General features: G+C 60.6%; 10 protein-coding genes and 3 pseudogenes. 6 read left to right on the top strand and 7 right to left on the bottom strand.

Annotation, left to right across the window (positions count from 1 at the left end):
- Positions 1 to 20: 20 nt before the first annotated feature.
- Both tesB and JFT80_RS21750 read left to right on the top strand, forming a co-directional pair.
- A pseudogene (gene tesB / locus JFT80_RS21755) lies at positions 21 to 870 on the top strand (acyl-CoA thioesterase II).
- Positions 867 to 1,460 (top strand): HAD family hydrolase, encoded by a 594-nt coding sequence (locus JFT80_RS21750; RefSeq protein WP_201149335.1) that lies wholly within the window; start codon positions 867 to 869, stop codon positions 1,458 to 1,460. Before tesB ends, JFT80_RS21750 begins: the two are co-directional and overlap by 4 nt.
- Before the next feature lie 122 nt (positions 1,461 to 1,582).
- Here JFT80_RS21750 and JFT80_RS21745 read toward each other — a convergent pair whose 3' ends face one another.
- Positions 1,583 to 2,542 carry an alpha/beta hydrolase gene (locus JFT80_RS21745; RefSeq protein ID WP_201149333.1) on the bottom strand — a complete coding sequence of 320 codons (960 nt, stop codon included), beginning with the start codon at positions 2,540 to 2,542 and terminating at the stop codon, positions 1,583 to 1,585.
- A pseudogene (locus JFT80_RS21740) lies at positions 2,543 to 3,405 on the bottom strand (neutral zinc metallopeptidase).
- Positions 3,406 to 3,576: 171 nt separating this feature from the next.
- Between JFT80_RS21740 and JFT80_RS21735 the strand changes: the two are divergent.
- Both JFT80_RS21735 and JFT80_RS21730 read left to right on the top strand, forming a co-directional pair.
- Positions 3,577 to 4,356, top strand: a complete 780-nt coding sequence (locus tag JFT80_RS21735; protein ID WP_122838963.1) for an IclR family transcriptional regulator — start codon at positions 3,577 to 3,579, stop codon at positions 4,354 to 4,356.
- A gap of 141 nt (positions 4,357 to 4,497) precedes the next feature.
- Positions 4,498 to 5,382, top strand: coding sequence for a DMT family transporter (locus JFT80_RS21730; RefSeq protein ID WP_122838964.1), 885 nt, complete (start codon positions 4,498 to 4,500; stop codon positions 5,380 to 5,382).
- 42 nt (positions 5,383 to 5,424) lie between these two features.
- On the opposite strand, the gene JFT80_RS21725 is transcribed toward JFT80_RS21730, so the two are convergent.
- Positions 5,425 to 6,726 (bottom strand): MFS transporter, encoded by a 1,302-nt coding sequence (locus JFT80_RS21725; RefSeq protein WP_242483024.1) that lies wholly within the window; start codon positions 6,724 to 6,726, stop codon positions 5,425 to 5,427.
- Between the two features lie 417 nt (positions 6,727 to 7,143).
- On the opposite strand from JFT80_RS21725, the pseudogene quiC reads away from it, so the two are divergent.
- A pseudogene (gene quiC / locus JFT80_RS21720) lies at positions 7,144 to 9,044 on the top strand (3-dehydroshikimate dehydratase QuiC).
- Positions 9,045 to 9,145: 101 nt separating this feature from the next.
- A complete protein-coding gene (locus JFT80_RS21715) occupies positions 9,146 to 9,862 on the top strand; it encodes a TetR family transcriptional regulator (RefSeq protein ID WP_201149327.1) in 717 nt (238 codons plus the stop codon).
- Between the two features lie 11 nt (positions 9,863 to 9,873).
- On the opposite strand, the gene JFT80_RS21710 is transcribed toward JFT80_RS21715, so the two are convergent.
- The 4 genes from JFT80_RS21710 to JFT80_RS23650 form a co-directional block, all read right to left on the bottom strand.
- Positions 9,874 to 10,728, bottom strand: coding sequence for a shikimate dehydrogenase (locus tag JFT80_RS21710; protein WP_201149325.1), 855 nt, complete (start codon positions 10,726 to 10,728; stop codon positions 9,874 to 9,876).
- The gene (gene aroQ, locus JFT80_RS21705) at positions 10,725 to 11,174 is read right to left on the bottom strand and encodes a type II 3-dehydroquinate dehydratase (protein ID WP_201149323.1); all 450 of its coding nucleotides are present in this window, start codon (positions 11,172 to 11,174) and stop codon (positions 10,725 to 10,727) included. The genes JFT80_RS21710 and aroQ overlap by 4 nt, the downstream gene beginning before the upstream one ends.
- Before the next feature lie 137 nt (positions 11,175 to 11,311).
- Positions 11,312 to 12,223 carry a LysR family transcriptional regulator gene (locus tag JFT80_RS21700; RefSeq protein ID WP_201149321.1) on the bottom strand — a complete coding sequence of 304 codons (912 nt, stop codon included), beginning with the start codon at positions 12,221 to 12,223 and terminating at the stop codon, positions 11,312 to 11,314.
- 43 nt (positions 12,224 to 12,266) lie between these two features.
- Positions 12,267 to 12,463: hypothetical protein (locus tag JFT80_RS23650; protein ID WP_207187862.1), on the bottom strand; the 197-nt coding region annotated here is incomplete at its 5' end.

Below are 12,463 nucleotides of genomic sequence, written 5' to 3'. Positions count from 1 at the left end.
TACCGGGGTTTTTCGCATTTATCGTGAAACGCTTTCGCGTTTTCGTGCGCCGCTTCAACCTGTTTCGCGGCCGCAGCCAGGATTTGGGTTTTCGTCAGTTGTTCGGTGGTCAGGTACTCGGCCAGTCGTTGTCGGCGGCCAGTCAGACGGTTGAAGAAGCGCGCCATGTGCACTCGATGCACGGCTATTTTCTGCGTCCGGGCGACGCCAAGTTGCCGGTGGTGTATTCGGTTGATCGCGTGCGCGACGGCGGCAGTTTCAGCACCCGCCGCGTCACGGCGATCCAGAAGGGCAATCCGATCTTCACCTGCAGCGCTTCGTTCCAGTACGACGAAAAGGGCTTCGAGCACCAGGCACAGATGCCGGTGGTGGTCGGCCCGGAAAAACCTGCCGTCGGAGCTCGAACTCACCCAGCAGCGTGCCCACCTGATTCCGCAACACATGCGCGAAAAGCTGCTGTGCCCCAAGCCCATCGAATTCCGTCCGGTGACCGAGGAAGACCCCTACAACCCGCAACCCTCAGATCCCGTCAAGTACGTCTGGTTTCGCGCCGACGGCGCCTTGGCCGATACCCCGGCGCTGCATAAATATCTGATGGCCTATGCTTCGGATTTCGGCCTGTTGACCACCTCGATGCAGCCCCATGGCAAGTCGGTGTGGCATCAGGACATGCAGGTGGCCAGCCTTGATCACGCGCTGTGGTTCCACGCCGACCTGCGTGCCGATGACTGGCTGCTGTACGCGATGGACAGCCCTTGGGCGGGCAATTCCCGCGGTTTCTCCCGGGGCAGCGTGTTCAATCGCGCCGGGCAACTGGTGGCCTCGGTGACCCAGGAAGGCCTGATCCGTCACCGCAAGGACTGGGCATGAGCCTCGCGGCGGTGCGGCACTGGGTGTTCGACATGGACGGCACCCTGACGGTGGCCGTGCATGACTTCGCGGCTATCCGCGTGGCATTGGCCATCCCCGCCGAAGACGACATCCTGACTCATCTCGCGGCCCTGCCGGCGCAGGAAGCCGCCGCCAAGCATGCGTGGTTGCTGGAGCACGAGCGTGACCTGGCCCTGGGTTCCAAACCCGCACCGGGTGCCGTGGAACTGGTGCGCGAGTTGGCCGGACGCGACTATCGCCTGGGTATCCTGACGCGCAATGCCCGCGAGCTGGCGCACGTCACGCTGGAGGCGATCGGCCTGGCCGACTGCTTTGCGGTCGAGGATGTGCTGGGGCGCGACGAAGCGCCGCCGAAGCCTCATCCAGGAGGCCTGCTCAAATTAGCCGATGCGTGGAAGGTCCCGACAAGCGAGATGGTGATGGTTGGCGATTACCGGTTTGACCTGGATTGTGGGAGAGCGGCCGGAGCGCGCACGGTGCTGGTGAACTTGCCGGATAATCCGTGGCCGGAGTTGACCGATTGGCATGCGGTGGATTGTGTGGCGTTGCGCGAAATGCTTTCGGCTTGAGGGCCCCATCGCGGTCAAGCCTTGCTCCCACAGAGTAAGCGGTGCCGCTATTGAAAGGTGGATACGCCAAATCTGTGGGAGCAGGCTTGCCCGCGATGGCTGCATTCGCCGCACTGCAAGTGCTACTGACCAAAGAGCGCCCTGCGCCCCTCAGGTGAGGTAAACATCCCATCCCCATCATGCCCGACGCCGGGCACTTCGATCAGTTGCTGATTCAAACCCTGGGGATGGTCGCGCTTCAAATACTCAAAATAATTGCGCCCGCGCGCCAAACGATTCGCACCCTGGGCTTTCGCTTCGCAGCTTTTGTCCAGGGCAGGATGATTCGGATCGATATCCTGCTGGCCCAGCAAGTAAACGACATCGCGTTTGACGTAACTGGCCTCCAGCGCCGCGGGCGTCTGGCCCTCGGCATACGCGGGCAGATCCGCCAGCCCGTATTTCCAGCGATTGTAATCCGCACAGCCGGCATGGCTGAACGCCACCGGCCGACGTTCATCGAAATAGGCGTAGGAGGACGGGTTGGCAATCACATAACGCACCCGAACTCCGGCGGCGTCGAGTTCCGGTTGATCATGACCCAGCAGCGCATAACGCTGGACCACCTGAGCGCCGCCAGAGTGTCCGGCGATCACCACTTCCTTGAGCGCCGGGAACTGTTGCCGGTCAGCGAACCGGCCGATGATCTGGTCCATTGCCCCGTACGAACTGAGGGCAAAAGGCGCCGTGGACAATCCACCGGCCATCCATTCATTGCCTTGCCAACGCAAAACCGTGTCGGCCAATGGATGCAGCGCGACGTCGGTTTCATTGAGAAATTGCGGGGCGATCACCAGCGTGGTCGACGCCTGTCCCGCTTGCTCGGCCGCGTGTTCGGCGGTTTTGCGGTAGGTTTCGGCGTTGCGTAGCCGGCCATGGATAATGATCAGCACCCGTTCGATGGTCGCCGGTGCCGGGCCGATACCGACGGCCATTTCGCCTTCCTTCAACAACAGGCGACCGGGGCTGATGTCCCGCACACCGTGGTCGGCAGCCTGGGAACTGGTGCAGGTGATCAACAGGACCAGCCACCACTTGTTCATCTACAGGTTTTTCGCGGCGAAGGTGTCGCACTGGCTGATCTGGCCCTGGGCGAACCCGGTTTTGAACCAGCGTACCCGTTGCGCCGAAGTGCCATGGGTGAACGAGTCCGGAACCACGCGCCCCTGGCCGCGCTGTTGCAGGCGATCGTCGCCAATGGCGTTGGCCGCATTCAAGGCTTCTTCGATGTCGCCGGGTTCGAGCCAGTTCAGCCGTTGCTGGGCATTATTGGCCCACACGCCGGCCAGGCAATCAGCCTGAAGTTCCTGGCGTACCAGCAAGCCGCCATCGCCTTCCATTTGCCGCCCTTGCTGGCGAGCAGCCTGGATTTTTGCCGAGACGCCGAGCAGGGTTTGCACATGGTGGCCAACTTCGTGAGCGATCACATAGGCCTGCGCGAAGTCACCGGCTGCGGAAAAGCGCTGCGACATTTCCTGGAAGAAGCTGGTGTCCAGGTAGACCTTCTGATCCGCCGGGCAGTAGAACGGCCCGGTGGCCGAGGTGGCCATCCCGCAGGCGGAGTTGACCCTGCCGCTGAACATCACCAGGGTCGGGTCCTTGTACTGCCGGCCGGCCTGCTGAAAAATCTGGCCCCAGGTGTCTTCGGTATCTCCGAGAATCGAGCGCACGAATTCTGCGCCTTCGTCATTGGCCGGTGCCGACTGTTCGCTCATCTGCCCGGTCAATTGCCCGAGAATCTGCAGTGGGTCCTGGCCGGTGATCCAGCCTATGCCGACAATCAGGATGATCGCCGTCAGGCTCAACCCTTTGCCGCCACCGAAGCGCATCCCGCCGCCACCACCGCCCACGTCATCTCCACGGGCGTCGACCACGTTGTCGCTGCGTCGGCCTTTTTCCATAGCATGGGTGAGCCCTCTTTCCTTAATCTGGTGAAGATGCGTGGTGATGAGTGTTGCTGGTGTGCAGGAGCCGCGCCAGTCCGGTCGTCTGACAGCTTCGGGGCAGACCGGTTCCAGATTTCGCATTTCCTGCATTGTCTTTTAGAATCGATAAAACCTTTCTCGTGGACCCTTTCATGGCCGGCAGTCAGATTGAACGCGTTTTCAGCGTGCTGGAAACCCTTACCGGTGAACCCAGGGGCGTACCGATGCAGGTATTGTCCGAACAGCTGGGGATTCCCAAGAGTGCCACCCACCGTTTGCTGACCGAGCTGATCCGCCTGGGTTATGTGCGGCAGAATCCGGATAATCTGCGCTATCACTTATCGACCAGGCTGGTCGCCATGGGCTTTCGCTACCTGTCTCGCAGCGGCGGGGATATCGTCCAGCCGGTACTCGATCGGCTGGCCGAGGAAACGGGCGAACTGGTTCGCTTGGGGGTGATCTCGGGGGAGCGACTGACTTGGATCGCCAAATCCCAGGGCGCGCGTTCCGGCTTGCGTTATGACCCCGACATGGGGCGCGATGCCCCACTTTTCTATACCGCCTCGGGGCATGCGTGGCTGGCGAGCCTGTCCGATGCCGAAGCCTTGGCGCTGGTTGAACGCCAGGCCGGCGACACATTGCCAGCACCCGGGCCGAATGCGCCGCGTTCGAACATTGAACTGCTGGAGCATCTGCGCCAGGGACGCGAACAGGGTTATGCCTGGGTAGAGGAGAGTTCGGCGGTGGGGACCTCGGCCATTGCCGCAGTGGTGCGCCATCCGCTGGATGCACGGGTGATAGGCGTGCTGAGTATTGCCGGCCCCAGCGCTCGGTTGCCGGGTGCGCGGTTACACGATCTGGCGCCGCTGCTGTTGCAGTTCACCGAAGAGCTGTCGGCGGCCAGCCAGGCGTCGGAGTTTTTCAACGGTTGATTGTTCCAGGCGAGCGCAATGGCCGTGATGGAAAATCTGTACGCTTTTCGCACGCTTTCTCGGCTTGTTGGTTTGAAAAAATGGAACAACGTTCTAAAATATTGATCCGTTGGCTTGTTATTCCTTTCAGAGAGCATCGCCTTGACGTCACGTATCAGCACTCCGCTCTCCGGCGTCAACCAACCCTTCAAGGGCATCTTGCTGATCGTTGTCGCGACCTTCCTGTTTTCCAGTCACGACGCGTTGTCAAAATACCTGTCGGGGTTCTATCCAATCGTCATGGTGGTGTGGGCCCGTTATGTGGTGCACACCTTGCTGATGGCGGGGATCTTCCTGCCGCAGTCGGGCTTGCGCGTGCTGCGTACCAAACGCCCGCTGCTGCAGCTGGTCAGGGCCTTGTGCCTGCTCGGCACCAGTCTGTTTTTTACCACCGGCCTGCAGTACATCCCCCTGGCGGAAGCTACGGCAGTCAACTTTTTGGCCCCGGTGCTGGTCACGGCTCTGTCGGTGCCACTGCTGCGCGAGCACGTGACCCGCGGCCAGTGGATCGCGGTGATTTGCGGATTCATCGGCGTGTTGATCATCGTTCACCCGGGTGGTGAGCTGTTCACGCCGGCGGTGCTGCTGCCCTTGTGCTCGGCGCTGTTTTTCTGTTTTTACCAGTTGTTGACCCGCAAGCTCAGCGAGATCGACAGCCCGACCACCAGCAACTTCTTCGCCGGTTTGTGTAACACCCTGGTGATGAGCGCGCTGGTACCGTTTTTCTGGCAGGTACCAACCCTGGGTCATGGGTTGCTCATGGTGGCGCTGGGGGCTTGCGGGATGACTGCGCACTTGTTCCTGACCCAGGCATTCCGCTACGCGGCCCCGGCGTTGCTGGCGCCTTTCGGTTATTGCCAGATCGTCTTCGCCGGGTTGCTGGGCTGGCTGCTGTTCTCCCACACGCCGACCCTGACCACGATCATCGGGATTGCGGTGATCTGTTGCAGCGGGTTGGCAGCGGTGTGGCAGCAGAGTCGCCGCTAGAGAGCGTGGGCAGGCCTGGAATCAGGCCTGCCGCAGGAGATTTCAGTCGATAACGGAAGGGATCTTGCGCGGCGCCATGAAGTACATCCAGATCAGCGCGATGAAGTACATCGCCGGAATCATGGTGAACAGTACGGTGTAGTTGTTGTTGGTGATGGTGAGGATGTGGCCGACCAGCTGGGTCATGAACATCCCGCCAATCGCGGCGCACATGCCGCCGAAACCGAACACGGTACTCATCATGTGCTTGGGCGTGTAGTCCATCACCAGGCTCCAGATGTTCGCCGTCCATGCCTGGTGCGCGCCGATGGCCAGGGAGATGGCGGCGACGGCGACCCACAGGTTCGCGGAGCCTGCCGCCATGACCACGCCGATGATGCAGCAGGCGAACAGGAACATCGACAGCAACCGCGCCTTGATCGAGTTCATCCCGCGACCGATCAGGAACGAAGACAGAATGCCGCCACCGACACTGCCGAAATCGGCGGTGACGTAGATGATGATCAGCGGAATGCCCATCTGGGTGACGTTGATGCCCAGGTTGTATTGCTGATTGAGGAACGGCGGCAGCCAGTACAGGTAGAACCAGAACACCGGTGCAGTCAGCGAGTAGGCGAGGGCAAAGGCCCAGGTGCCGCGCATGCGGAGGATTTTCGAGAACGGCACGCGGGCCTGTTCCGGTTCGACTTCCTGCTGGATGTAATCGAGTTCCGACTGTTTAACGCTCGGGTGATCTTCCGGGTTGAAGTACTTCAAGCCCCAGAACAACAGCCAGATCCCGCCCAGTGCCGACATGCACAGGAACGCCGCCTGCCAGCCCCAGACGTGCAGAATCAGCGGCAGCAGCATTGGGGTGAACATCGCGCCGACGTTAGTCCCGGCATTGAAGATCCCGGTGGCCACGGCGCGTTCACCGGCGGGGAACCACAGCCGGGTGGTCTTGACACAGGCCGGATAGTTGGCCGCTTCGGTTAGCCCGAGGATGAACCGGCAGACCATGAAACCGACCGCCGAAGTGGCCAGGCCATGCGCGCCGGTCGCCAGGCTCCACAACAGGACGGCGCAGAAAAACACCCGCTTTACGCCGACCCGATCAATCAACCGGCCCTGCAGGACGAAACCGATCGCGTAACCGACCTGAAACCAGAAGTTGATGTTGGCGTAATCCATCGCCGTCCAGCTCATTTCCTTGGCGAGGATTGGCTGCATGACGCCGAGTGCGGCGCGGTCGATGTAGTTCAGGGTGGTGGCGAAAAACACCAGTGCCAGCATGCCCCAACGGGTCTTGCCGACTGCCATGGCGCCTCGAACTTTGTCGCCAATGCCACCGGTGGCAGGAATCATGGAGGAACGCTCCACGGAAGAGCTTTGAGAAGGAGTCATTTAAGCCACCGATTATTTTTATGTGGTGTTTTGAATCTATGTTCATCGGGCCGACCTGTGACCGCACCCAATGTGGAGTTGATGGTGGGCAGCGGACGAAAAATCGTCAATTCGCCAAAACGCCATTGTGTTCGATAATCGCACGCAAAACTAACCGGCTAGTACACTTTGAATTGCTGTGCGAGACTGCCAGCCTAATAATTCCCCCAACAGAAAATGCGGTCCCCCTGTAGGAGCTGCCGAGTGAAACGAGGCTGCGATCTTTTGACTTTGTTTTGATCGCAAGATCAAAAGATCGCAGCCTCGTGTCAATCGGCAGCTCCTACGCTGGGAGCATGCAATACCCCCAATAAGATCTCCACCACCGGGAGTTGAAGCATGCAGCGTTCCATTGCCACCGTTTCCTTGAGCGGCACCCTGCCGGAAAAACTCGAAGCCATCGCCGCCGCCGGGTTCGACGGGGTGGAGATTTTCGAAAACGATCTCCTGTACTACGACGGCAGTCCGCGGGAAATCAAACAGATGTGTGCCGATCTCGGCATCGCCATCACACTGTTCCAGCCTTTTCGCGACTTCGAAGGATGCCGCCGCGACCGCCTGCCGCGCAACCTGGAGCGGGCCGAGCGCAAATTCGACCTGATGCAGGAGCTGGGTACCGACCTGGTGCTGGTGTGCAGCAACGCCTCGGCCGACTCCCTGGGGATGAACAGATTCTGGTCGACGACTTGCGCCTGCTGGCCGAGCGCGCAGGTGCCCGAGGCCTGCGCATCGGCTACGAAGCGCTCGCCTGGGGACGGCACGTCAACACCTGGCAGCAGGTCTGGAACATTGTGCGTCAGGCCGATCATCCGAGTCTCGGCGTGCTGCTCGACAGCTTCCACACCTTGTCACTCAAGGGTGACCTCGCGGCGATCGCCGAGATTCCCGGCGACAAGATCTTCTTTGTGCAGATGGCCGACGCGCCGATCCTGGCCATGGATGTGCTGGAATGGAGCCGGCACTTCCGTTGCTTCCCAGGCCAGGGTGAATTCGATCTTCCCGGCTTCCTCGCACCGATCATCAAGAGCGGTTACACCGGGCCACTCTCGCTGGAGATTTTCAACGACGGCTTCCGCGCCGCGCCACCTCGGGCCAACGCCGCCGATGGCCTGCGCTCGCTGCTGTATCTTGAAGAGAAAACCCGCGAGCGCCTGGCGCAGGAGGCCAAGCCGGTGGCCAGCCCTGAAATTCTGTTCGAAACGCCCAAGGCCAGCGAGTACAACGGCATCGAATTTCTCGAATTCGCTGTTGACGAAAGCCTTGGCGCCAAGCTTTCCCATTGGCTGGAGCGGCTGGGCTTCGTCAAGGCGGGGCAGCATCGCTCCAAGAGCGTGAGCCTGTTGCGTCAAGGCGACATCAACCTGATCCTCAACTCCGAGCCTTACTCCTTCGCCCACAGTTTTTTTGAAGCCCACGGTCCTTCGCTGTGCGCCACCGCCGTGCGGGTGAAAGACAGCGGCAGTGCCCTGGCTCGCGCGGTCGCCTACAAGGGCCAGCCCTATCGCGGATTGGTCGGCCCTAATGAACTGGAACTGGCGGCAGTGCGCGCGCCGGACGGCAGCCTGATTTATCTGGTGGATGAACAGGCCGATGTCTACGGCACCGATTTCAACCTGCTGACAAACGCGACGGCCCGTGGCGGCCTGAAGCGCATCGACCACATGGCCATGGCGCTGCCCGCCGACAGCCTCGACAGTTGGGTGCTGTTCTATAAAAGCCTGCTGGATTTCGAGGCCGACGACGAAGTAGTGCTGCCCGACCCGTACGGTCTGGTGAAGAGCCGCGCGCTGCGCAGCCGCGACAGTTCGATCCGGTTGCCGCTGAACATCTCAGAGAACCGCAACACTGCGATATCCCACGCCTTGTCGAGTTATCGCGGTTCTGGTGTGCATCACATCGCCTTCGATTGCGACGACATCTTCGCTGAAGTTAGTCGCGCCAAGGAGGCCGGAGTGCCGCTGCTGGATATCCCGCTCAACTATTACGACGACCTCGCCGCACGTTTCGATTTCGACGACGAATTCCTCAGCGAACTGGCGTATTACAACGTGCTCTACGACCGTGACGTGCAGGGCGGTGAGTTGTTCCACGTCTACACCGAGCCGTTCGAAGGACGCTTTTTCTTCGAGATCATCCAGCGTAAAAACGGTTATGCCGGTTATGGTGCGGCGAACGTCGCCGTACGTCTGGCAGCGATGGCCAAATCACGCAGCGGGGCCGTGCGTCAGGCAAAGTTGTAGGAAATTGGTAAGCTCCTGTGCAAACCCATGCCGCGCGGCTTCCTTCACTGTGCCGCGCGGCTCATAATCGCCGCCTGTGCAGTGATGGCCGTGAGCCCGCAATGACAATGATCCCAGAACTCCCCGCAGCTTCCGTCGTACCAGCGGTAGAGCCGCGCAAGAGTCGCAAGAACAACCCGGAAAAGACCCGCGAGAACATCCTGCAAGAGGCGATCGTCGAATTCGTCCAGCAGGGTTTGTCCGGTGCCCGCGTCGACGCGATCGCCGAGCGTATCCATACCTCAAAACGCATGATCTATTACTACTTCGGCAGTAAGGAACAGCTCTACGTCGAGGTGCTGGAAAAGTTGTACGGCGACATCCGCACCACCGAAAACCGACTGCACCTCGACGAACTGTCGCCGGTGGTGGCGATTCGGCGGTTGGTGGAGTTCACCTTCGATCACCACGACCGCAACGTCGATTTCGTGCGCATCGTCAGCATCGAGAATATTCACAACGCTGAATACGTGAAGCGTTCCGACGCGATCAAGGCGATGAACAACACCATCCTCGATTCGCTTGGCGAGATTCTGCGTCGCGGTGTTGAGGAGGGAGTATTCCGCAGCGGGCTGGATGCTCTGGACGTGCATTTGCTGATCAGCTCGTTCTGCTTCTATCGCGTGTCGAACCGGCATACGTTTGGCGAGATTTTTCAGATCGATCTGCCGGATGAAAGCATCAAGCAGCGGCATCGCGAGATGATCTGCGAGTCGGTGTTGCGCTACCTGCAAGGCATGAACCCAGGATCGCAGCCCCTGCCGAACGCTGCGATCTGATTTTTCTGTGTTTACCCGACCATCCCCTGGAAATGCGCCAGCATCCGCTGCGCATCGGGCGCCACGCCACTGAACAGCTCAAACGCCTTCACCGCCTGAAACACCGCCATGTTGCCGCCGTCCAGGGTCCGGCATCCCAGGGCGCGGGCCTGGCGCAGCAGTTCAGTCTCCAGCGGGAAGTACACGATCTCCGCCACCCACAATTCCCGGCGCAGCAATTCCACCGGCACCGGCGTGCCCGGCAGTTTTTTCATGCCCATGGGCGTGGTGTTCACCAGGCCGTCGGCCACGGCCAGTGCGCCAGGTAAATCTTGCCCGGCAACCGCGCGGCCAGCACCGAAATGCTGGTTGAGATTATCTGCCAGGGCTTGGGCGCGACGGATCTCCACATCAAAAATGCTCAGCAGCTGTGTGCCTTCGCTCAGCAGCGCGTGGGCCACCGCCGCACCGGCTCCGCCAGCACCCATCTGCACCACGCGTGCCACGCCAACGCCCGGCAAGCCGCGGCGAAAACCTTCGGCAAATCCCAGGCAGTCGGTGTTATGGCCGATGCGTTTACCTTCCTTCAGCACCACTGTATTTACCGCGCCAATTCCCCGGGCTTCCGGCGACAGTTCGTCAAGCAGGGGAATGATGGTTTGCTTGCAGGGGAAGGTGATGTTCAGCCCCGTGAAGTTCATGCGCTCGGCGGCCAGCAGCAAGTCGGGCAGGGCGCCGCTGTCGAGTTGCAACTGGTCGAGATCGATCAGGCGATAGAGGTAGCGCAAGCCTTGGGCATCGCCCTCGTGTTCGTGCAGCGCTGGGGTGCGCGAGGCCTGAATGCCAGCACCGATCAGCCCGGCCAGTATCACGTTGTGGCGACTCATGCTGTTTGCCCCTTCAGCCGCTGGCTGAAATGTTCCAGGGCCAGACGATAGCCATGGCTGCCGAACCCGCACATCACTGCTGTGGCGATGGCCGAGACGAACGAGTGATGCCGGAACGGCTCGCGTGCATGGACGTTCGACAGATGCACTTCGATCACCGGCAATTCACTGGCAACCAAGGCATCGCGAATGGCTACCGAGGTGTGCGTCCACGCGGCCGGGTTGATCACGATCCCGGCGCAACGACCGCGAGCAGCGTGAATCCAGTCGAGCAGTTCGCCTTCGTGATTGGTCTGGCGAAATTCCACGGCCAGGCCGAATTCTTCGGCCGCGCGACCGCACAGTGCAGAGATGTCCGCCAGGGTTTCGTGACCGTAAGTCGCCGGCTCTCGAGTGCCGAGCAGGTTCAGGTTCGGGCCGTTGAGCACCAGAACGATAGGGGGCATGAGGGGGTGACTCCACTTATTGTTTTTGGCTTTGGCCGAAGGTTTCAGCCTGTGGAGATAAAATGTACCAGATGGTTACCATGGTCAATTGACGAGGTGCGCCCGTCAGCATTTGTGTGCGGTGATCGGACGACTTTTCATCGCGGCAGCTGCTCCACCAGGAAATCGATGAACGCCCGCAGCCGCAGTGGTACATGGCGACTCTGGGGATAGAGCAGGGTAAACGGCCTTGAACGTCCACCGTAGGGTTTGAGCACTTCCACCAGCGAACCGTCGGCCAACTCCTTTTCAACGATAAAGCGATAAGTCTGAAACAACCCCGCGCCGTGCTTTGCCAGGGTCACGCCGCCCAGCACGTCGTCGGAGCAACTGAGATTGCCTTGGGCCAGAAGCTCGACAGGCGTGCCACCGTCATTGAACAACCAGGCAATGCGCCGGCCGCTGCTGGGTAATTCGTACTGAATGCATTCGTGCCGTGACAGGTCGTCCAGGGTCTGCGGCACGCCCGCCTGCTTGAGGTAGTCGGGGCTGGCAATCATCACCAGGGCGGCATCTTCAAGTGGTCGGGCGATCAGGCCGGAGTCCGGGATGGCCCGCACGCGAATCGCCATGTCATAACCTTCGCCAACGAAATCGATATTGCGGTTACTGATGTGCACTTGCACCTTCACATCGGGAAAGCGCGCCCTGAAGGCTGGAAGTAACGGCAGGATGCGGTGATGGCCATACGTGGTGGGAATGCTGATGCGCAAGGTGCCTGAAGGTTGCTGCTGCTGGCCCATGACCTCGCGCTGCGCCTCCACCAACTGTGCCAGCGCCTGGCGACATTCTTCGTAATAACGCCGGCCGCTGTCGGTGAGCTTGACGCTGCGGGTGGTACGCGCGAACAACCGCACCCCAAGGCGCTCTTCCATGCGCGACACCGAGCGACTCTCCGCCGCCGGCGTGACCCCCGCGACCAGCGCCGCTGCGGTAAAACTGCCAGCCTCGGCAGCCAGGCAAAACAGCTCAATGCTGCCCAACTGAAGATCGTCGAAGAGTCGCTGCATGGTTGATTACACCGTGGATCAAGTGAAGCTGATTCTGTACCGATCATGCTGGGAGGTGAAAGGACTGGCACAAAAAAGCCGTCACAATGACGGCTTGTTTGATGTTGGCTGTTGAACTCAGCGCCGGGTCAGCATGCAAGGGTGATGGTCGCTGCCAATTAACTTGAATGGCCGCATCACTTCGGTCATTGGCAGACAGGCGCACCAGGGTGATGTTATCGCATTGAGATTGCTCAGGGC

Source organism: Pseudomonas sp. TH10 (assembly GCF_016651255.1).
Lineage (GTDB): Bacteria > Pseudomonadota > Gammaproteobacteria > Pseudomonadales > Pseudomonadaceae > Aquipseudomonas.
Note: the sequence above shows the minus strand (reverse complement) of the source record. Positions and strands in the feature narration are given on the sequence as shown.

Coding starts and splice junctions, on each gene's coding strand:
- JFT80_RS21700 (WP_201149321.1), bottom strand. CDS start 12,223: ATGCAGCGACTCTTCGACGATCTTCAGTTGGGCAGCATTGAGCTGTTT.
- JFT80_RS21710 (WP_201149325.1), bottom strand. CDS start 10,728: ATGAGTCGCCACAACGTGATACTGGCCGGGCTGATCGGTGCTGGCATT.
- JFT80_RS21750 (WP_201149335.1), top strand. CDS start 867: ATGAGCCTCGCGGCGGTGCGGCACTGGGTGTTCGACATGGACGGCACC.
- aroQ (WP_201149323.1), bottom strand. CDS start 11,174: ATGCCCCCTATCGTTCTGGTGCTCAACGGCCCGAACCTGAACCTGCTC.
- JFT80_RS21725 (WP_242483024.1), bottom strand. CDS start 6,726: ATGATTCCTGCCACCGGTGGCATTGGCGACAAAGTTCGAGGCGCCATG.
- JFT80_RS21735 (WP_122838963.1), top strand. CDS start 3,577: ATGGCCGGCAGTCAGATTGAACGCGTTTTCAGCGTGCTGGAAACCCTT.
- JFT80_RS21745 (WP_201149333.1), bottom strand. CDS start 2,542: ATGAACAAGTGGTGGCTGGTCCTGTTGATCACCTGCACCAGTTCCCAG.
- JFT80_RS21715 (WP_201149327.1), top strand. CDS start 9,146: ATGACAATGATCCCAGAACTCCCCGCAGCTTCCGTCGTACCAGCGGTA.